The organism is Bradyrhizobium sp. SZCCHNR1015 (assembly GCF_032489875.1).
Taxonomy (GTDB): Bacteria; Pseudomonadota; Alphaproteobacteria; order Rhizobiales; family Xanthobacteraceae; genus Bradyrhizobium.
Genome location: NZ_JAUEYW010000015.1, coordinates 26,516 through 47,652, shown reverse-complemented (window position 1 = coordinate 47,652; position 21,137 = coordinate 26,516). Strand labels below are relative to the sequence as shown.

Here is a 21,137-nt window from a genome sequence, read left to right as displayed (position 1 = left end):
CCGGAACCGTTTCTTGGTTTTTGGAGAGCCGTCGTGCGCCAGACAGCCAAGAAACTTCCGTTCGCCTGCGACCCGGTCGCGGTCACCCAGGATGACGTCGAGGACGCCATCCGCACCATCCTGACCTGGATCGGCGAGGATTCGTCACGCGAGGGTCTCTCCGAGACCCCGGCCCGCGTGGCGCGGGCCTACAAGAGCTATTTTTCCGGCTATGAGCAGAACCCCGAGGAGTATCTGCGCAAGACGTTCGAGGAGACGGCCGGCTACGATGAGATGGTGCTGTTGCGGAACATCCCGTTCCAGAGCCATTGCGAGCACCACATGGCGCCCATCATCGGCCGCGCCTGGGTCGGCTACGTGCCGCGCAACCGCGTGGTCGGGATTTCCAAGCTCGCCCGGGTCGTCGAGGCCTATGCCAGCCGGCTGCAGATCCAGGAGCGCATGACCGCCGAGATCGCCAACATCATCGACGAGGTGCTGCAGCCGCAGGGCGTGGCGGTCGTGATCAAGGCAGCCCATCACTGCATCAGCTCGCGCGGCGTCAAGAAGCACGGCGTCGATCTCACCACCAGCCGCATGCTCGGCTGCTTCCGCACCGACCCGATGAGCCGCCAGGAGTTCCTGGCGATGGTCAATTCCGACCTGAAGGATTGAAGGGGCCGGAAAATCCTCCGCCCACTGTGATCCAGCCGTCCATGGTCCACGTTATCCAGGGTCAAGCAGCGTGCCGGGGACCATGACCACGCGACTGAGAGCGACTGGATTAGCGCAATGGAACGTGGCATCGTCCCGGCATCGATTTGCACGGGCCTTCAGTGCCCGTACCAGGGTGAATGTGAGCAGAGGGCCGAAGGCGACTGTGGACTGGGCTGAATTGATCGGACGCGTCGCCGCGCGCGGCGATCGCGAGGCATTCAAGGCCCTGTTTGCGCATTTTGCGCCCCGCATCAAAGGTTTCCTCATCAAGACCGGCTGCAACGCCGACGACGCTGAGGAAATCGCCCAATCCACCATGGTGGCGGTGTGGACGAAGGCGGGGCAATTCGATCCGTCGACGGCCGGCGCGGCCGCCTGGATCTTCACGATCGCGCGCAACCAGCGGATCGACGCCGCGCGCAAGGCTGCCCGCGACAGCCGGCTGAGCAGAGAAGTGGGGCGGGACGAGGAAGCCGATCCGACGCCCGCAGCCGACCAGATCGTCTCGCGTGTCGAAGATGCCACACGGGTGGCGGCCGCGATCGAAAGATTGTCGGTGGAGCAATCCACCGTGATCCGCCTGTCGTTCGTTGAAGAACGACCGCATTCGGAAATCGCGGCGGTGCTCGGCCTGCCGCTGGGTACGGTAAAGTCACGAATCAGATTGGCGATGAATCGCCTGAGAGACCTGTTGGACGACGCGACATGACGATCAGCCACCACCCGCCGGAAGACCTGCTGGCCGACTTCGCCACTGGTGCGCTCGACGAGGCCGAGCGGCTGGTCGTCGGTGTCCATGTCGCCGATTGCGGCCGATGCCAGCGCTTCGTCCGCGCCATCGAGCAGCTCGCCGGCGCCTCGCTGGATGCGGCCGAGCCGATCGCGACGGGCGCGGATGCGTTCGATGCCGTGATGGCACGCATCGATCGACGCCCGCAGGCGGCGCCACAGGTGAGCGAGGTCGCCGAGCACGATCCCGAGCTCGCCGACCTCCCCGAGATGGTCAAGCGCTGCAAGATCGGCAAGCGCCGGCGTGTGGCGCCCGGCATCAGCATGCGCCCGATCCTGCTGCCGGGCACCGGCAAATCGCGCGCCTTCCTGCTGCGCTCGGAGCCTGGGGCGCGGATGCTGGAGCATACGCATTCCGGCAACGAGCTGACCTGCGTGCTGAAGGGCAGCTTCAGCCATCTCGGCGGCTATTACGGACCCGGCGACTTCGACTATGGCGACGACGAGGTCGACCATCGTCCGGTGGTCGGTGACGAGGGCCCCTGCCTCTGCCTCGTCGCCATGACCGGCGACCTGCGCATGCACGGCCTGCTCGGCCGGCTGATCAGCCCATTCGTCCGGCTCTGAATTGCTCCGCCGTCATTGCGAGCGCCGCGAAGCAATCCGGAGCGACGCGGAGGGCCTGGATCGCTTCGTCGTTTCGCTCCTCGCAACCATGACCGCAAGCATTCGGGTGATCCGCATCGGACTCTGACCCGTTTCCGCTCAGGAAGCGCATGGAGGAGACAGATGCGATCAGCAAGCGCGGATAAGGGGTACGTCGCGCATCTCGGCGGCTTGCTGGCCCGTGCCGGACGCAACGACGAGCAAGCCTTTGCCGAGCTGCATGCTGCAACGATCTTGAAGATGCGGAAGACCGTGCGCGCCTTGCTGCCCTCCTCGGCCGACCTCGACGACATCCTGCAAGATGGCTACCTGAAGATCTGGCGGCATGCCGCGAGCTTCGACCCGGCGCGCGCCTCGCCCATCACCTGGATGTGCACCATCATGCGCAACACCGCGATCGATGCGCTGCGCGCCACCGGCGTGCCGACCTCGGAGCTCGATGAGGCGCTCGCGATCCCTGATCCCGCTGACAGCGCCGCCGACGACGAGTTCGACTACGCGCTGGCGGAACCGATCGCCCGCGAGGCGCTCGAGCGGCTGCCGGAGGAGCGCCGACGGCTGCTGGCGCTCGCCTATCTCGAGGGCGAAAGCCGGACGCGGCTGTCGGAACGGTTCGGCGTGCCGGTCGGCACCATCAAGACCTGGCTGCATCGCAGCCTGCTCACGGTGCGCAAGGATTGTCTCGGCCAGGCCCACGCGGTTACCGTGGCGGCCTGATCGTCGGCATGGCGCGATGACCAACGTATCATGATCAGGACACGTCCCGTCAGACATCTCGTCGTCGTGCTGGGCGACCAGCTCGATGCGGACTCGGCGGCCTTCGACGGCTTCGACCCGGAGCAGGATGCCGTGCTGCAGATGGAGGTCGCCGACGAGGCGAGCTACGTGCCGCAGCACAAGATGCGCATCGCCTATTTCTTCGCGGCGATGCGCCACTTCCGCGCCGATCTCGAGGGCCGCGGCCGTACCGTCCACTATGTCCGGCTCGATGATCCCGCCAACACCGGCACGCTCGACAGCGAGATTGCGCGGCATCAGGCCGCGCTGCAGCCGGCGGCGACGATCGTGCTGGAGCCCGGCGACTTTCGCGTGCGCGAGGGCTTGCGCAAGCTGCCGCAGCGGATCGACATCCGCGCCGACCGCCACTTCCTGTGCACGGCGGACGAGTTCGACGCCTTCACCGAGCGCCATCCCCGCCCGATCATGGAAACGTTCTACCGCGCGATGCGGCGCAAGACCGGCATCCTGATCGACGACAGCGGCCGCCCGGTCGGCGGCAGCTGGAATTTCGACGCCGACAACCGCAAGGGGTTCGGCAGGAGCCGCCCGCCTATTCCCGTGCCCCGATCCTATGCTCCCGACGCGATCACGCGCGACGTGCTCAAGCTGGTCGCGGCGCGCTTCTCCAACAGTCCGGGCAAGCTCGGCCGCTTCGACCTGCCGGTGTCGCGCGTCGACGCGCTGACGGAGCTGTCGGACTTCGTCGCCTGGCGGCTGTCGCTGTTCGGCACCTATCAGGACGCGATGCTGAGCGACGAGCCGTTCCTGTATCACTCGCGGCTGTCGGGCGCGCTAAACCTGCACATGCTGAACCCGCGCGAGGTGGTCACGGCCGCGCTCGAAAGCCGCAACGCGCCGCTGAACGCTCTCGAAGGCTTCGTCCGCCAGATCATCGGCTGGCGGGAATTCGTGCGCGGCATCTATTGGCAGCGCATGCCTCACTACGCCGATGAGAACGCGCTCGACGCCAGCCTGCCGATGCCGCGCTTCTACTGGACCGGCGAGACCGAGATGCGCTGCCTGGCGCAGGCGATCGGCCACACCATTGACCATGCCTATGCGCATCACATCGAGCGGCTGATGGTGCTCGGCCTGTTCGCGATGCTGCTCGGCGTCCGGCCCTACGACGTGCACCTCTGGCACATGTCGATGTTCCACGACGCCATCGACTGGGTGTCGCTGCCCAACACACTCGGGATGAGCCAGCACGGCGATGGCGGCGTGGTCGGCACCAAGCCCTATGCGGCGTCGGGCCACTACATCGACCGCATGAGCGACCATTGCCGCAATTGCCGCTACGATCCGAAGCAGGCGACCGGCGACAGCGCCTGCCCGTTCACGACGCTGTATTGGAGCTTCCTCGCCAAGCACCGCCGCCGCTTCGCCAATAATGGTCGCATGCGCAACCAGTACGTCAATCTCGAGCGCCGCAGCGCGGCGGAGATCCGCGCCATCCGCAACCACGCCGACGCGATCGTGTCGGCCCTGGTGTAATCCGGCGTTCGCCGGTCTGAACAGCGCTCACGGCTTGCTGGCCGGACGCCGATCGGTCATATCTTGGGCAGTTCCATCCCGCCCCTCCGCCGATCAAGCCCGGAATGCCTCACTCATGACCGCTGCCATCGTCGCCGTCTTCACGCTCGCCTATGCCGTGGTGGCGCTGGAGCACCCGTTCCGGATCAACAAGGCGGCCACCGCCCTGGTCGGCGCCGGCCTGATGTGGACCGTCTATGCTGTCATGGGCGGCACGGCTCCGGCGGTCGCGACCGAGCTCAACGAGTCCGTGGCCTCGACCGCCCAGATCATCTTCTTCCTGATCGGCGCGATGACCATCGTCGAGGTGATCGACGCCCATAACGGCTTCGAGGTCGTGACCTCGCTGATCGGCACCCGCAACCAGGTCACGCTGGTCTGGCTGGTCGGCTTCGTCACCTTCTTCCTCAGCGCCATGCTCGACAACCTCACCACCGCGATCGTGATGGTGTCGCTGATGAAGAAGCTGTCCGGCCGCGACGAGGACCGCCTGGTCTTCGCATCGATCATCGTCATCGCCGCCAATGCCGGCGGCGCCTGGTCGGCGATCGGCGACGTCACCACCACCATGCTGTGGATCGGCGGTCAGATCACGCCGCTCGCGATCATGAAGTCGGTCTTCATCCCCTCGCTCCTGAACCTGCTGGTCCCGCTTGCCGTCATCAGCTTCACCCTGCGCGGCAAGCAGCTCGTGCCGCCGGCGAGCGCCGGCCTCGCCTCGATCAGCCCGATCCTGCCGTTCGAGCGCAATTTGATGTTCTTCATGGGCCTCGGCATCCTGGTCGCCGTGCCGGTGTTCAAGGCGGCGACGCACCTGCCGCCGTTCATGGGCATCCTGTTCGGCCTCGGCCTGTTGTGGATGGTCGGCGAGATCGTCCATCGCGAGAAGGCCTTCGAGCAGAAGCAGCGCCTGACCCTGGTGCATGCGCTGACTCGGATCGACATGCCCTCGATCGTGTTCTTCATCGGCATCCTGCTGGCGGTGGCCGCGCTCGAGCACACCCACATCCTGGAGGCGCTGGCGCAATGGCTCGACCGCAGCGTCGGCCGGCTCGACCTGATCGTGATCGTGCTGGGGCTCGCCAGCGCCGTGATCGACAACGTGCCGCTGGTCGCGGCATCGATGGGCATGTACAGCCTGAGCCAGTTTCCGCCGGACAGTTTTCTCTGGGAGTTCGTCGCCTACTGCGCCGGCACCGGGGGCTCGATCCTGATCATCGGCTCGGCGGCCGGCGTCGCCGCGATGGGGCTCGAGAACATCCACTTCTTCTGGTACGTCCGCCGCATCAGCCTGCTCGCGCTGCTCGGCTATTTTGCCGGTGCCGCGGCCTACATCGTCCAGTACAATCTGCTGCACTGAGCGGATCGCATGAGCTGGTCGTGGCGCATTCTGGCAGTCGTCGCGACCCTGCTGCTCGGCGCGGGCGACGGCCGCGCCGACGACGTGACGCTCAAGAGCGGCTACGCGCTCGGCGCGAAGAGCTGCGGCGAAGCGCCCCTCGGCTTTCCACGGCTGCGGATCGACATGAAGGCCGGCTTCTGCGCCGGCCTCGTCGCCAGCCGCGACGACGGCCTGAGATTTCCCCGCGGCATCGTGCAGATCCCCGGCCATCGGCAGTTCGTGATCGCGGACATGGGCGGCTGGGGCCATGATGACGGCCGGCTGCTGATCCTCGATCCCGCGGCGCCGGCCGGCCAGCGCCTCCGCGAAGTGATCACGCGGCTATCCTATCCGTTCGGACTTGCGGCCGGCCCTGGCGGCCGCATCTACGCCTCCACCGACACGTCGATCTTCCGCTTCGATCCGCTCGCGGCCGATCCGAGAGCAACGATCGAGACCATCATCCGCGACCTGCCGGGACGCCGCCTCACGCTGCCCGACGGCACCCGCCTGTCGGAAAGTGCGCATCCGCTGAAGGCATTCGCCTTCGACCGTACCGGACGGCTGTTCGTCAATATCGGCGCGCCCAGCGACAACTGCCTGTCGCCGGCGCCGATCACGCAGCCCTGCGCCGCGGGCGAAGGCCCTTCGGCACTCGCCGCGATCTGGCTGTTCACGCCACCGGCCGGCGGCGTCTTTGCGGCGCTGAAGCCCGGCGATCCCTCGCCGCCGCACCAGGTTTACGCGCGCGGCCTGCGCAACTCGATGGCGCTGGCATTGCATCCGCGCTTTCCCGATCCCGGCACCGCCTTCCTGCAGGGCGAGAACGCGCGCGACCTGCAGGACGTGTTCGCACCGAACGAGGAGATCAACGCGATCGAGCAAGGGCGCCACTATGGCTGGCCCTATTGCTACGACCTCGCCACGCCGAGCCCGGAGTTCAGGCGCGTGCTGCAATCCGGAACGCTCAAGAGCTTCTGCACGACAGCCTCGCACTATCAGCAGCCGTGGTCGCTGCTGCCGCCGCATGGCGCGCCGCTCGGCATGCTCTACTACACGGGCGATCGTTTCGAGGAGCTGAAAGGCAGGCTGCTGGTCGGCCTGCACGGCTATCGCCCGACCGGCAGCCGCCTGCTCGCCTATGAAGTCGACGAGCACGGCTTTCCCAAGCTGAGCCCGGCGCCGGTGCGCTATCACGTGAGCTGTGCCGCCGAGCCGACGCGCGCCTTCCAGACCGCGGCGGGGCCGGCGCGCGCCGCCGCGTTCGACGAGATCATCGCCGGCTGGCATCGCGTCAACGGCATCCGGCCGCAGGGCGCACCGGTCGGGATGACCATGGCTGACGACGGCGCGCTCTGGCTGGTCGAGGACAAGAACCAGACCGTGATCCGGATCGACCGCACCGGCGAGGCTGCGCCCGAGCCGCTGCCCTGCGATGTCAGAAGCGATCAGTTGATCGACCGGCTGGCCGCCTTGGTGATGGACGATGGCACGAACCGCGCGCGGCTGGCGACGGTGCGCAGGACCCTGGTCGAGAGACATTGCAGCGGCTGCCATTCGGATTTCGGCCTCAAGGCCGGACAGTCCGAGCGAGACAAGGACCTCGCGGTGCTGCGCTTCATGCTGGCCCAGGACGGCTGGATCTATCCCGGCGATCCCGAGTCCGGCCGGCTGCGTCAGCGGCTGCGCGGACTGGGCGCCGAGCGGCAGATGCCGCCCGGTGCAGATCTGATCAAGACGGAACCAGGCTATGCGAAGCTGCTTGATGTTGCCGACGACCTCGTCGCGCGCATGGTTCCCGGCACGCGGATGCGCGTCAAGCCCGGCGGTCCGCCGCACCGCAAGTTCTTCGCCGCTGATGGCCGCGAATGCGGCGACATTCCGTTCGGCAAGATCGTCGTGGTGACCGAGAGGTCTGCCGTCAATAAGCCCGGCTTCAGCCGTTTCTTCCGGCCGGCCGACACCTATCTCAACGGCGCCTGCACGGACGATGATGGCTATTACATCCAACAGCAGTTTCTGGTGCCGCTCTGACGACGCCGCGATGAATCGTAGGGTGGGCAAAGGCGCAGGGCGACGCTTCCTCCGCCAAAACGCAATCTCGCGCGCGCCGTGCCCGCCGGCCGCGGGCACCTGTCTCCGTGATGGTGGGCACGGCGCGCACGAGAGCGCGTTGTGGCGCGCGCAGTGGCGTATCGCGCCTTTGCCCACCCTACGCATCTCCTGTTGGGCGATGCTCGTCACGCTCGCCCTCGCGACCGTCCCTGCCCTGGCCACCTCGAAACTGTTCGAGAGCGCGCAGCTCACACCTTCCGGCGAATACACCTTCGGCATCGAGGGGCCCGCCGTCGATCGCGACGGCAATCTCTTCGTCGTCAATCTCGGCAAGCCCGGCACGATCGGCCGGCTCGCACCTGAGGCGACCACGTCAGAGAAATTCACCGAGCTGCCCGACGGCAGCGTCGGCAATGCGATCCGCATCGACGCCGCCGGCACGATGTTCATCGCCGACTACAAGAAGCACAACATCTTTGCCATCGCACCGGGCGAGACCGCGCCGCATCTCGTCTTCCATGCCGACGACATGAGCCAGCCCAACGACATCACGCTGTCGCGCGACGGCACGATCTATGCGAGCGATCCGAACTGGAAGGCGCGCAGCGGCCGCATCTGGCGGATCGCGAGGGGGCCCAACGGCGCGCTGCAGGGCGAGGCGATGGCGGCACCGCGGGCGATGGGCACCGCCAACGGCATCGATCTGAGCCCTGACGGCCGCACGCTCTATGTCGGCGAATCCAACAGCGGCGAGATCTGGTCCTATGCGGTGGATGGCGACGCGCTCGCCACGCCCAGACTGATCAGAAGGTTCGAGCCCAACACGATCGACGGCCTGCGTACCGATGCCAGCGGCCGGCTGTTCGTCGCACGCATCCTGAAGGGCAGCATCGCCGTGCTGACGCCCGACGGCCGCGCCATCAGGGAGATCACGCTGCGAGCCAAGGAGCCGACCAACCTCGCCTTCGGCGGCAGCGACGGCAAGACCGTGTTCGTCACCCAGCGTCAGGGCGGCTTCGTCGAGTCCTTTCGCACCGATGTCGAAGGGCGCGAGCATTGCTTGCAGACACAGACGTGCTGACTGCTCAGCCGGGTGGGACACGACCAGCATCACTCGGACACGACGTGTAGCGACACTACTGCAGCATATTCAATGTCTGGCGCTCATGAGAGACCGTGCAACAGATTGGCTGTCGTCCCGGGCAAGCCGTGCCAGCGCGACAGCGTTGGCACGGCGCCGACCCGGGACCCATACTCCGCAGCAGGAGTGAGATGCGAGATGTAGCTAACGCTGTGCCGGCCAATAAAACAGTTGGGGTTATGGGTCCCGGCGTTCGCCGGGACGACACTGGTTGTTGCGCAAGCGCATTCCAACTCACTGGAAACGGAAAGCCCCGCATGCGCGAGGGCCTTCCTGACAACAGCGATCGCTTACCGCCCGTACACCACCGGCGCGCGTTGGACGATCAGCGGCGGCGGCAGGTCGCGCTGCCAGACGCGGCCGTCGTCGAACTGGATACGCATGCCGTCGGGCGAATAGACCGCGCTTTCGTCACGCGCATCGATCCAGAGCCGGCTATTGGGCGCATTCCAGTCCGGCCAAGCCTGGAGGGACTCGCCGGTCTCGGTGGTCAGGTTCACGGCATCGCCGTTCTGCGTCACGAAGGCCGGCGCGCCGATCATGCCGTCGCGGCACATCTGGATGCAGCGGTAGGTGCCGGTGAGGTTCGCGCTCGGCTGGGCCGAAGCGGTGCCGGCGACGCAGGCGCCGACCAGGCCAATCACGATTGCAACACGTTTCATGTCGATCACTCCATCGCTCGAAAGGGTCAGCCAGCCCCCATTCGGGCCCCTCGGGCGGATCAAGTGCGATGCGGGAAAAATGTTCCGGATGTTCCCCTCGAGGGAACCGCCCTACTCGACCCTCACGACGTCGACGGCGACGCCGAGCTTCTGCTTGGGCGAGCCGACGATGATGCCGTCGACCGGCGACACGTCGGAGAAGTCGCGGCCCATGCCGAGGATGATGTGATCATTGCCGACCAGGAGATCGTTGGTCGGATCGAAGCCGATCCAGCCGAGCTCGTCGCCGCACCACAGCGACACCCAGGCATGGGTGGCGTCGGCGCCCTGCAGCCGGGGCTGGCCCTCCGGCGGGATGGTGCGCAGATAGCCGCTGACATAGGCCGCGGGCAGGCCGAGGCCACGCAGGCCGGCGATCATGACATGCGCAAAATCCTGGCAGACGCCATGGCGATTGTCGAACACCTCGCGCAGCGGGGTCGAGATCACGGTCGCCTTCGGATCGTATCTGAACTCCTTGCGGATGCGCCGCATCAGATCGGCGGCGCCGGTGACGATGCGGGTGCCGGCGCGAAAGCTTGCCTGAGCATAGTCCGTCACCAGCTCCAGCACCGGCACCAGGGCGCTTTCGAAGACGTAGCCGATCGGCGACGACGGGCCGAGGCTCGTCGCCTCGAACGCTGCATCGCGCACCTGCTCCCAGTCCGCACTCGGCGCATCGCGCTCGGGCGGCGTGCGCGACAGCCTCACCCGCGAGCGCGAGTCGATGCGCAGGTGGCGGTGCTGGGTGTCGATCACGACGCTCTCGGTCAACGTGCCGAAGAAATCGCGCCGCGCGGTCCGCTCCGAGGGCCGCGGCCGGATGTCGACGCTGTGCGAGATCAGCTCCTGGCCGTCGCCGCTGAGCGGCTCGAGCCGCAGCGAGCAGCGCGCGAAGCTGACGGCGCTCTCATACTCATAGGTCGTGACGTGCCGGATGTCGTAGATCACGCGAGGCCCGTCAGCTTTTCCGGCCGCGTCGCATTCGGACCATGCGGGAAATAATGCTGGCCGATCGCCTCCGCCAGGTTGAGCAGGTCCTGCTCCAGCGCAAACAGGGCGCGGCCATCGAGATGCGCCGCCTCTGCCGCGGTCAGCCGCGCGCCCAGCGAGATCGCGAGGCGCTGCGGCCGCTCGATCAGCCCGTTCTCCTTGAGCACCGGCAGGCTCGCGATGTGCTCGTTGAGCAGCTCGACCTGGAACGCGACCGAGCGCGGATTGTAGAGGTCGAGCACGACGAGGTCGCGGATCGGCGCCAGCGACGGGCCGATCAGATAGCGCGAGCGATAGGTGATCTGGCAGTCGACGAGCGTGAGCAGGACGTCGAGATCCTCGGGCGTCGCCTCGTCATAGCCGAACTGGCGCGCGAAGCGCGCGGTGTTGATGGCGCGTTCAACGCGGCGGCCCATGTCGAGAAACCGCCAGCCGGCGGCGCGGTTCATGTTCTCCTGGGCGAGGCCGGCGAAGCTCGCGAGCCGGTCCAGCGTGAGCTCGGCGATGCTGACGACGGCGTCCTCATCCTCGGCCTCCTGCGCCAGCCGGTTCGGCATCTCGGTGATGACCTGCCAGGCGTCGGGCGAGAGGCGCTCGCGCAGCGAGGTCGCGGTGCGCTGGGCGGATCTGAGCAGCGACAGCGCCGAGCCGAACTGCGCCTCGGCCTGCAAAGCCTCGGCCGCCACCTGGAATCCCTTGCTGCGCGAGGTCTGCTCAACCGCGCCCCACGCCAGCAACAGCCGCTGGATGCGCTCGGCGGTGTTGAGCTGCGCCAGCGACCCCTTGCCGGGATCGCGATGCTGGGCTGCGAGCGCGCGGATCAGCCGCACGGTGGCCTCGGCGCGCTCCAGATAGCGTCCCAGCCAGAACAGATTGTCGGCGGCGCGGCTCGGCAGCACGCCGGCGATTCGGCGGATCCGCACGTTGTCAGAGCCCGGCAGCAAGGTGCGCGCCGCCACCGCCTTGTCGGCGACCACCCAGACGTCGGCCGCGCGGGCGCCGTCGCCCATCGACACCGCGCGCGCATCGGGCTTGTCGGCGATGCGACAGAAGCCCCCGGGCATGACGGTCCAGCCGTCCGGCGTGGCGGCCGCGAACACCCGCAACACGAATGGCCGCGGCGCGATCCGGCCGTCCTCCCACACCGGCGTGGTCGACAGCCGCACCACCTCCTGGCCGACATAGTCGATGCCGCGCTGGCTGATCGCCGCGCGCAGCCGCTCGCGCTCCGCGGCCGAGAGCTCGCCGGCCAGCACCGGACCACTGCTTGCAAAGCCGGGCACGCCGCGGCCATAGGCGCCTTCGATCGCGAACTCCTCGAGCCGCGACAGCACCTCGTCGCGCGCGGACTTCTGGCCGCACCACCAGGTCGCGATGTGCGGGATCTTGAGATCCTCTCCGAGCACGCGCCGCGCGAGGCTCGGCAGGAAGCCAAGCAGCGCGCGCGCCTCCAGCACGCCGGAGCCCGGCATGTTGGCGATCGCCACGCCGCCCTTGCGCACGACGTCCATCAGGCCGGCGACGCCGAGCCGCGAGCCGGCATCGAGCTCGAGCGGATCGAGCGAGTTGGAATCGAGCCGCCGCAGCAGCACGTCGACGCGCTTGAGACCGGCGACGGTGCGGATGTGCACGCGGTCGCCGCTGACGGCGAGATCGTCGCCCTCGACCAGCAGAAAGCCGAGATAGCGCGCCAAGGTCGCGTGCTCGAAATAGGTCTCGCTGAACATGCCCGGCGTGAGCACGGCGATCCGCGGCTCGTCACGATCGGCGCTGGCGCGCAGCGCATCGCGGAACGCCTCGAAGAACGGCGCGAGCCGCTCCACGTTCATGGACTTGTAGATCGAGGAGAAGGCGCGCGACTGCACCAGGCGGTTTTCCAGCGCGTAGCCCATGCCGGACGGCGCCTGGGTGCGATCATTGAGCACCCACCAGCGCCCGTCGGGGCCGCGGCCGATGTCGGCGGCATAGATGCTGAGGAAGCGCCCGCCCGGCGGTTTGACGCCGCAGACTGGACGCAGATATTCGCTGGAGCCGGCGACGGCGGCTGCCGGCAGCGCGCCGCTCGCGATCAGCCGTCCTTCGCCATAGATGTCCTGCAGCACGCGCTCGAACAGCTCGGCGCGCTGGACGATGCCCTGCGAGAGCTGCGCCCATTCGGACTCGTCGATCAGCAGCGGCAGATGACTGAGCGGCCACGATCGCTCGGCGTTGTCGCTAGGCGAGCGATAGGTGACGCCTGCCTCGCGCAGATGGCGGTCGGCGGACGCGAAGCGGCGGTCGATGTCGGTCGGCGCGAGCGCGGCGAAGGTGTCGGCAAAGCGGGTCCAGACCGGCCGCGGCTGGCGATCGGCGCCGATGAACTCATCGGGGATGCCTGGGAGCCGGGCATAATCGCGGGCCCACTGCTCGGCACGGCGCAGCGGAGAACGTGCCGCCGGCCGACCGGCGGCGGGGCTCGCTCCCTGGTCCTGGCCGCTCGAGCCGTCCATACCCTGGTCCTCCGCACAAACTCCGTGCCATCAATGCAGGAGCGGCCTGCGCAAGTCGAGGGTCATCGGGAATTCATTTGTGCGTTCTTCCGGCGGCAGCGCGATTCGTCCGGGAGTGTGGCCGTGGTCCTGGAAGCGGGCGAGCCGCCGCGCCTCAGCCTCGTAGGAGTTGATCGGCTTGGTGTCGTAGTTGCGGCCGCCGGGATGGGCGACGTGATAGACGCAGCCGCCGAGCGAACGGCCGTTCCAGGTGTCGATCAGGTCGAAGGTCAGCGGCGCATGCACGGGAATCGTCGGGTGCAGGCCGGAGGCCGGCTGCCACGCCTTGAAGCGCACCGCCGCGACCGCCTCGGCGGATCGCCCGGTCGAGGTCATCGGCATCCTCCTACCATTGCAGGTGATGAGGTGGCGGCCCTCGACAAACCCTTCGGCTTTCACTTGAAGCCGCTCGACCGAGGAATCCACGTAGCGCACGGTGCCGCCCGCGGCGCCCTCCTCGCCCAGCACATGCCAGGGCTCCAGCGCCTGCCGCAGCTCCAGGGTCACGCCGCCATGCTGCACGCGGCCGAAGGTCGGAAAGCGAAATTCGAGCTGCGCCTGGTACCATTCCGGCGAGAAGTCGTAGCCGGACGACCGCAGCTCATCCAGCACATCAAGAAAATCTTCCCAGATGAAGTGAGGCAGCATGAAGCGGTCGTGCAGCGCCGTGCCCCAGCGCACGAACCGGCCGTCCTGCGGCTCGCGCCACAATTTGGCGATCAGCGCTCGGATGAGAAGCTGCTGCGCCAGCGACATGCGCGGATCCGGCGGCATTTCCAGCGCGCGGAACTCCACCAGTCCGAGCCGGCCCGTCGGTCCCTCCGGCGAGTACAGCTTGTCGATGCAGATCTCCGAGCGATGGGTGTTGCCGGTGATGTCGACCAGCAGATGCCGGAACAGCCGGTCGACCAGCCACAGCGGCACGCTCTGCCCGACGTGGGGCACGTTGGCGAGCGCGATCTCGAGCTCATAGAGGCTGTCGTGGCGGGCCTCGTCGATTCGCGGAGCCTGGCTGGTCGGCCCGATGAACATGCCGGAGAACAAATAAGACAGCGACGGGTGCCGTTGCCAATACAGGACGAGGCTCTTCAGCAGATCCGGGCGCCGCAGGAACGGCGAATCCGGCGGCGAGCTGCCGCCGACGACGACATGATTGCCGCCGCCGGTGCCGGTGTGGCGGCCGTCGATCAGGAAGCGATTGGCGCCGAGCCTCACCTTCGCCGCGTCCTCATAGAGCCCGAAAGTGATGTCGACCGATTGCCGCCAGCTCGCGGCCGGCTGGATGTTGACCTCGATGACGCCGGGATCGGGTGTCACCTTGATCACCTCGATGCGCGGATCGAACGGCGGGGCATACCCCTCGACGTGAACCTTGATCTGCATCGCCTCGGCCGTCGCTTCGACCGTTGCGGCCAGTTCCAGGTAGTCCTCGATGGTTTCGACCGGCGGCATGAACACGCAGAGAATGCCGTCGCGGATCTCGACCGACATCGCGGTGCGGACGCCGAGCCCTCCCCAGTACTGATACTGCACGTCCTGCGGCGACTGTGCACGATCGAGCTTCGGCAGTGGCGGCACCTGCGGCACGATCACCGGGCGTCCCTGCGCGTAGGTCGGCAGCGGCCCGCGCTCCTCCATCGGGTCCTGCTCGTGGATGTACGGGAAATCCTCCGGCGGAATGTGGGCCAGCGAGCCGATCGGCAGCCGCAGGCCGAGCGGCGAGTCGCCGGGAATCAGGAAAAGCCGCTTGCGCCGCAGGCCCCAGCGCTCGCTGCGCCAGCGCCTGGGCTGTGCATTCCAGCGCTGGATCGGCAGCACGAAGCCGCGCGGAATGTGCAGCCCTTCGTCGAACACCCGCGCCATCCGCGCGCGTTCCTCGGGATCGGCGAGCTTGGAGTCGAGCGCATCGACGTTCTCGGGCAGCGCGGCTTCCTTCTGCAGCCAATGCGCGGGATCTTCGAACGCGGGCAGCACGTAGTCCGGCTCGAGCCCGAGCGTCTCGGCGGCCGTATCGAGGAAACGCTCTGCGTCCTGGATCGTCGCCATGCGCGGGCCATCCACGCTGGCGATCAGATCCGGATTGCGCCAGACCGGCTCGCCATCCTTGCGCCAATACAGTCCGAACGCCCAGCGCGGCAGGCTTTCGCCAGGATACCACTTGCCCTGGCCGTAGTGCAGCAGGCCGCCGGGCGCGAACCGCGCGCGCAGACGCCGGATCAGGCTGTCGGCGAGCCCGCGCTTGGCCGGGCCGACCGCCGCCGTATTCCACTCCGCCGATTCCATGTCGTCGATCGACACGAAGGTCGGCTCGCCGCCCATCGTGAGGCGCACGTCGTGCGCGGCGAGATCGACATCGACCGCTTCGCCGAGGCGGTCGAGCCGGTCCCACGCCTCATCCGAAAATGGCCGGGTGATCCGCGGCGCTTCGCGGATGCGCCTCACATTCATCTCGAAGTTGAAATCGACCTCGGCAACGCCGGCACTGCCGCTGATCGGCGCGGCCGAGTGATAGTGCGGCGTAGCCGCGACCGGAATGTGCCCCTCGCCCGCGAGCATGCCCGAGGTGACGTCGAAGCCGATCCATCCAGCGCCGGGCAGATAGACCTCGGCCCAGGCATGCAGATCGGTGAAATCATTCTCGACCTCGACCGGTCCCTCGACCGGATCGATGTCGGGACGGAGCTGGATCAAATAGCCGGAGACGAAGCGGGCGGCGAGGCCGAGATGTCGCAGCGTCTGGATCAGCAGCCATGCCGAGTCGCGGCAGGATCCGGCGGCCTGCGACAGCGTCTCCTCCGGCGTTTGAACGCCGGGCTCCATCCGGATGATATAACGAATCTTTTTCTGCAACTGCGCATTGAGTTCGACGAGATAGTTGACCGTGTTGTCCGCGTCACGGGGAATCGACTTCAAGTATTCCGCGAACAACGGCCCCGGCTCGATCGTCTCGAGATAGGGCGCGAGTTCCACCTTGAGGCCGTCCGGATAGGCGAAGGGAAAACTGTCGGCATAAGGCTCGACGAAGAAGTCGAACGGATTGATCACGGTCATCTGCGCCGTGAAGTCGACCTCGATTTTGAGTTCGTTCACCTTCTCGGGGAAAACGTAGCGGGCCAGCCAATTGCCCTGCGGGTCCTGCTGCCAGTTCACGAAATGGTTGGGCGGCGTGACCTTGAGCGAATAGCTCAGCACGGGGGTCCTGGTATGGGGTGCAGGACGCAGGCGGATGGTCTGCGGGCCCAGTTCGACCGGACGATCATATTTGTAATGGGTGACGTGATGTAACGCGACGTAGATTGACACGAGGTTTCGGCGCTCCAGCAACTTTTTTGAGCAGAACATTGCCGTGCTTAGGGATCAAGCACTAACAAAGGGCAAGAGCTGCCTATTGAACTATCCTAAGCCCGAAAGGCGGCATTTGGCGCCGCGCCGTTGGAATGTATCCCCCCTATCAGGTGCCTCCGCTGCACGTACCGGTCGCTTTTCCGGCCGCTGCGCGCCCCAATCGGGGCTGGAACGAAGAACGAGAGAAGAACAAACAACCTATCAGCCGCTCCACGCAGAGTTGTCCACAGGAAGCCGCGGAAGCGCTCACGGAAGATTGACCAGTTCGTCAAAGCAGGGATTAACCCCGAATGATGAACTAACAAGAACTAATAGCGTTGCATTTGCCGCAATCGCTTGATAGCTCGACTACACATGCTATTTAGGACCACCATTGCCAAAAGGAGAATCAAGTGGCGAAGACAGCTAAGAAGGCAGCTACCAAGAAGTTGGCGCGGAAACCCTACACGCCCGCCGACATCAAGCTGCTGAAGCAGCACTCGAAGTCCAAGACCCCGGTTGCCAAGATCGCCAAGGCGATGAAGCGGACCGAAGGCTCGCTCCGCCAGAAGGCTCTGGCGCTCGGCATCGGCCTGGGTCACCAGCGGTAAATTGCTCGGCGCCGCTGTCGCGCGAGCGTCGGCAGGGCAAGCCCATGACGGACTGCCCATAACAGGCTGACCACGACAGCCAGCACATGGCGGCGCGCTCACCTGTCATCTGATCTCAGTTGCGATCCAATCTCAGCTAACTTGCGATCTCAGCTGCGATCAGATGCCGGGACATCCGAACCACAGCCCCGATGGGGGCCGTCGAATAGCTGAGTGATCCAGCTACACCGATCAAGCTACATCGTCGCGCCGAGCACCCAGGGTGCGAACTCGGCCCCGCCGAAATCGAAGCTCTCGCTCTTGGTCGGCTGCCCCGAGGCGGTCTTCAGCATCAGTTCGAAGATGCGCTGGCCGCAGTCCTGCACCGTCTCCTCGCCGTCGAGGATGGTGCCGCAATTGACGTCCATGTCGTCTTCCATCCGCTTGTACATCGGCGTGTTGGTCGCAAGCTTGATGGACGGCGCCGGCTTGCAGCCGAACACGCTGCCGCGGCCGGTGGTGAAGCAGACGAGATTGGCGCCGCCGGCGACCTGCCCCGTCGCCGCAACCGGGTCGTAGCCGGGCGTGTCCATGAACACGAAGCCCTTCTTGGTGACCGCTTCCGCATAATGCAGCACATCGACCAGATTGGTGCTGCCGGCCTTGGCCATCGCGCCGAGCGACTTCTCGAGAATCGTCGTCAGGCCGCCGGCCTTGTTGCCCGGGCTGGGATTGGCATTCATCTCCGCGCCCTCCCGCGCCGTATACTCCTCCCACCAGCGCATCAGGGAGACGAGCTTCTCGCCGACGTCGCGGCTGACCGCGCGGCGCGTCAGCAGATGCTCGGCACCATAGGTCTCCGGTGTCTCCGACAGGATTACTGTGCCACCATGTCGCACGAGGAGATCGCTTGCCGCACCGAGCGCCGGATTGGCCGAGATGCCGGAATAGCCGTCGGATCCACCACATTGAAGGGCGACTGTCAGTTCGCTGGCCGGAACCGTCTCGCGCTTGACCCTGTTGGCGTCGGCGAGCGCTTCCTTCACGAAGCCGATGCCGGCCTCGACGGTCTTGCGGGTGCCGCCGACCTCCTGGATGTCCATGGCGCGCAGGCGGCCGGCGAGCTTCTGCTCCTCCATCAATCCGCCGATCTGATTGGCCTCGCAGCCAAGGCCGAGCACGATCACAGCGGAGAAATTCGCGTGCCGCGCGTAGCCACCCAGGGTTCGCCGCAACAGCTTCAGCGGTTCGTCCAGCGTCATGCCGCAGCCGGTCTTGTGCGTCAGCGCCACCACGCCGTCGACGTTGGGGTAGTCGGCGAGCGGATCGTCGCCAGTGAACGGATTGCGCTTGAACACATCGGCGACCAGGCCCGCGACATGGGCGCTGCAGTTCACCGAGGTCAGAATGCCGATGTAGTTGCGGGTCGCAACCCGGCCATCGGGCCGGCGAATGCCCTCGAACGTCGCCGGAAGATCGAAATTCGGTGTCGGCTTCACGTCGACCCCATAGGCGTAGTCCTTGGCGAAATCGCCCATGCCGCAGTTCTGTGTATGAACATGCTGGCCCGGCGCGATCGGCGCGGTGGCGAAGCCGATGATCTGGCCGTAGCGGCGGATCGGCTCGCCCTGCGCGATCGGACGCACCGCGACCTTGTGACCGGCCGGAATCCGGTCGGTCGTCGTGACCCCCTCGGCGATCGACAGCCCCGGAGGCAGGCTGGCGCGCGCGATCAGGACGCTGTCCTCGGGATGAAGACGGATGACGGGGGGCGGAGCCATGGCTGTCTCTCTCGTATCAGGACGTCGATCGCGAACAAACATGCGAATGGCGAGCGGCGCATAGCGAAAGGAAACGAATCCTCTTCGCTACGCCCTCCTCGCCATTCGCCTTTCTCGTTACGCCTTGCCGCCGGAGTCCTTGCGGGTCTGCGCGACCTGCTGGCGGGCATAGACCTGCATCAGGCCGACCTCGTTCGACAAGGTCACGAGCTTGAAGCCCATGTTGATGGCGCGGACCGCACCCTCGGCGCCGCTGCAATGAATGCCGGGATTGAGCCCGCGTTTGCCGCATTCCTTCACGATCTTCTCATAGATCTTGAGGATCTCCGGCTCGTCGCGATCGAGCTTCGGCACCAGACCATAGGAAAAGCCGAGATCGGAGGGCCCGATATAGACGCCGTCGATGCCTTCGACATCGAGGATGGCCTCCATGTTCTCGACCGCGGTCCTGGTCTCCATCATCGGCAGCAGCACGATCTCGTCGTTGGCCGTCTTCTGATACTCGCCCGCACTGCCATACATGCCCGAACGAATCGGACCGTTGGAGCGCACGCCCTTCGGCGGATATTTTGAGTAGGAAACGAGGTTGCGGGCTTCCTGCGCTGTGTTGACCATAGGGCAGATGACGCCATAGGCACCGCCATCGAGCACCTTGCCGATGATGCCGGGCTCGTTCCACGGCACGCGCACCATCGGCGTGACCGGATGGCCATGCATCGCCTGGAAGCATTGGACCATCGACAGATAGTCCTGCACCCCGTGCTGCATGTCCACGGTGACGCTGTCGAAGCCGCACTGAGCCACGACCTCCGCGGAAAACCCCGAGGGGATCGCGAGCCAGGCATTCACCACCGCCTTGCCTTCGGCCCAGAGCTGCTTGACCTTATTGTTCGCCACGACTGCGTTTCCTTCCCTTGTTGTTCAACCGTTCTGTCTCGTTCAAATTCGTTCTCGCCGATGGCGCAACGCAATGCAATCCCGCTCAATCTGCGCGTGGATCGCTCGCGCCACCGGCGATCACACTGATATCACGATGTCGCCCGCTGAATGCTCGCTTCGCTGACACCCACGTCGCGCGCCGTGTTCACTATTGCCGCCCAGGTGTCGTCGGGCAATGGCACGCCATTGGCCGTACGCTCGGCCCGCATCTTGCGCTCGGGGTCGCCCGGCACCAGCACCTGATCGACGCCGGAGACCGGCTTGGTCGCCCGGATGAAATCCGTATAGCGGGTGATCTCACCGTCGAAGAAGCTCGCCGGATCGACCACCTTCGGGTCGATGTAGATCGCGAGCATGCCGTTGGCGAAGCGCCGGTTTGCCGACGTCGCCCCGGTGCCGGTCAAGGCGCCGCCGAGCAGCTCACAGATAAAGGCGAGCCCGGAGCCCTTGTGCTCGCCGAAAGCGCGGATCGCTCCCGTCCCCTTGGTGTGGTCGCGCGTCCCCTCGGTCTCATAGGGTCCATAGAGCACCGCCGGATCCTCGCTGAGCGTCCCGTCGGCATCGATCAAAGCGCCCTTGGGCAGCTTCTTGCCGCCGCGGCTCGCCACCAGGACCTTGCCCTCGGCCACGATCGAGGTCGCGAAATCGAGCACGATGGGGTCCTGCCCCTGGCGCGGGATGCCGACACAATAGGGCGCGGTCGAGAACCGCTTCTCGACGCCGCCATAGGGCGCCACCAGCAGGGAGCCCGCGGCCGTGACGAAATGAATGGACACGAGTCCTTCGGCGGCGGCCATTTCTGCCCAGTCGCCGACGCGGCCGAGATGGCCGGAATTGCGCAGCGCCAGCGCAGCCAGGCCGCTCTTCTTGCAGCGCTCGATGCCGATCCTCACGGCCTGCGGCGTCACCGTCTGGCCGTAGCCGAACTTGCCGTCCACGACCACCAGCGACGGCGTGTCGACCACGATGTCCGCCGTCTGGTTGGGCACGATCGATCCCATCTTCTTCCAGCGGATATAGACGGGCACCCGGATCACACCGTGACTGTCATGCCCGGTGAGATTTGCCGTCGTGAGATAGGTGGCGATCCGCCGCGCCTCCTCAGCAGAGGACTCGGCATGTTCGAAGACGTCGGCGACGAAATCGATGAGGCGGGCAACCTTGATTGTGACCATGACAACTCGCGGGTTCGATCAGCATGCGGACAGAGTTAGCATGGAATGCCATGCCTGCGACGCACGCCATCTCCGCTCGACTGCATCGCTTCTTATCAAAACGCCGAACGGCCTGCCAAGTACGA

At 66.3% G+C, this 21,137-nt stretch carries 16 protein-coding genes; 9 read left to right on the top strand and 7 right to left on the bottom strand.

The features are described from left to right. The first annotated feature begins 33 nt into the window (after positions 1 to 33). The 8 genes from folE (at position 34) to QX128_RS24655 (ending at position 8,921) form a co-directional block, all read left to right on the top strand. Positions 34 to 654: a GTP cyclohydrolase I FolE gene (gene folE, locus QX128_RS24690; RefSeq protein WP_316238765.1), complete on the top strand. Its 621-nt coding sequence runs from the start codon at positions 34 to 36 to the stop codon at positions 652 to 654. A gap of 205 nt (positions 655 to 859) precedes the next feature. After that, positions 860 to 1,405 (top strand): sigma-70 family RNA polymerase sigma factor, encoded by a 546-nt coding sequence (locus QX128_RS24685; protein ID WP_315772520.1) that lies wholly within the window; start codon positions 860 to 862, stop codon positions 1,403 to 1,405. Next, a complete protein-coding gene (locus QX128_RS24680; RefSeq protein WP_315749232.1) occupies positions 1,402 to 2,052 on the top strand; it encodes a ChrR family anti-sigma-E factor in 651 nt (216 codons plus the stop codon). Before QX128_RS24685 ends, QX128_RS24680 begins: the two co-directional genes overlap by 4 nt. 162 nt (positions 2,053 to 2,214) lie before the next feature. Then, entirely contained in the window at positions 2,215 to 2,808 is a 594-nt protein-coding gene (locus QX128_RS24675; protein WP_315801270.1) for an RNA polymerase sigma factor, read from the top strand. Between the two features lie 30 nt (positions 2,809 to 2,838). Further along, complete coding sequence (locus tag QX128_RS24670; protein ID WP_316238764.1) at positions 2,839 to 4,365, top strand: cryptochrome/photolyase family protein; 1,527 nt, start codon at positions 2,839 to 2,841, stop codon at positions 4,363 to 4,365. A gap of 115 nt (positions 4,366 to 4,480) precedes the next feature. After that, entirely contained in the window at positions 4,481 to 5,764 is a 1,284-nt protein-coding gene (gene nhaD / locus QX128_RS24665; protein ID WP_316183359.1) for a sodium:proton antiporter NhaD, read from the top strand. A 9-nt stretch (positions 5,765 to 5,773) separates the two neighbouring features. Then, entirely contained in the window at positions 5,774 to 7,819 is a 2,046-nt protein-coding gene (locus tag QX128_RS24660; RefSeq protein ID WP_316238763.1) for a PQQ-dependent sugar dehydrogenase, read from the top strand. A 199-nt stretch (positions 7,820 to 8,018) separates the two neighbouring features. Further along, the gene (locus tag QX128_RS24655; RefSeq protein WP_316238762.1) at positions 8,019 to 8,921 is read left to right on the top strand and encodes an SMP-30/gluconolactonase/LRE family protein; all 903 of its coding nucleotides are present in this window, start codon (positions 8,019 to 8,021) and stop codon (positions 8,919 to 8,921) included. A gap of 350 nt (positions 8,922 to 9,271) precedes the next feature. Here QX128_RS24655 and QX128_RS24650 read toward each other — a convergent pair whose 3' ends face one another. The 4 genes from QX128_RS24650 to QX128_RS24635 all read right to left on the bottom strand — a co-directional run bounded on the left by QX128_RS24650 (position 9,272) and on the right by QX128_RS24635 (position 16,506). Then, positions 9,272 to 9,652: a hypothetical protein gene (locus tag QX128_RS24650; protein WP_315801275.1), complete on the bottom strand. Its 381-nt coding sequence runs from the start codon at positions 9,650 to 9,652 to the stop codon at positions 9,272 to 9,274. A 102-nt stretch (positions 9,653 to 9,754) separates the two neighbouring features. Beyond that, positions 9,755 to 10,633 carry a transglutaminase family protein gene (locus QX128_RS24645; protein ID WP_316238761.1) on the bottom strand — a complete coding sequence of 293 codons (879 nt, stop codon included), beginning with the start codon at positions 10,631 to 10,633 and terminating at the stop codon, positions 9,755 to 9,757. After that, positions 10,630 to 13,164, bottom strand: coding sequence for a circularly permuted type 2 ATP-grasp protein (locus QX128_RS24640; RefSeq protein ID WP_316238760.1), 2,535 nt, complete (start codon positions 13,162 to 13,164; stop codon positions 10,630 to 10,632). Before QX128_RS24640 ends, QX128_RS24645 begins: the two co-directional genes overlap by 4 nt. A 30-nt stretch (positions 13,165 to 13,194) precedes the next feature. Further along, positions 13,195 to 16,506, bottom strand: coding sequence for a transglutaminase family protein (locus QX128_RS24635; protein WP_316238759.1), 3,312 nt, complete (start codon positions 16,504 to 16,506; stop codon positions 13,195 to 13,197). A gap of 434 nt (positions 16,507 to 16,940) precedes the next feature. On the opposite strand from QX128_RS24635, the gene QX128_RS24630 reads away from it, so the two are divergent. Next, positions 16,941 to 17,138, top strand: coding sequence for a hypothetical protein (locus QX128_RS24630; protein WP_008964013.1), 198 nt, complete (start codon positions 16,941 to 16,943; stop codon positions 17,136 to 17,138). A 236-nt stretch (positions 17,139 to 17,374) separates the two neighbouring features. Here QX128_RS24630 and QX128_RS24625 read toward each other — a convergent pair whose 3' ends face one another. The 3 genes from QX128_RS24625 to QX128_RS24615 form a co-directional block, all read right to left on the bottom strand. Further along, positions 17,375 to 18,898, bottom strand: coding sequence for an altronate dehydratase family protein (locus tag QX128_RS24625; RefSeq protein ID WP_316218542.1), 1,524 nt, complete (start codon positions 18,896 to 18,898; stop codon positions 17,375 to 17,377). 117 nt (positions 18,899 to 19,015) lie between these two features. After that, complete coding sequence (locus tag QX128_RS24620; protein ID WP_316183352.1) at positions 19,016 to 19,795, bottom strand: HpcH/HpaI aldolase family protein; 780 nt, start codon at positions 19,793 to 19,795, stop codon at positions 19,016 to 19,018. A 131-nt stretch (positions 19,796 to 19,926) separates the two neighbouring features. Then, on the bottom strand, positions 19,927 to 21,012 hold the full coding sequence (locus tag QX128_RS24615; protein WP_316183351.1) for a malate/lactate/ureidoglycolate dehydrogenase: 1,086 nt from the start codon (positions 21,010 to 21,012) through the stop codon (positions 19,927 to 19,929). Between the last annotated feature and the right edge of the window lie 125 nt (positions 21,013 to 21,137).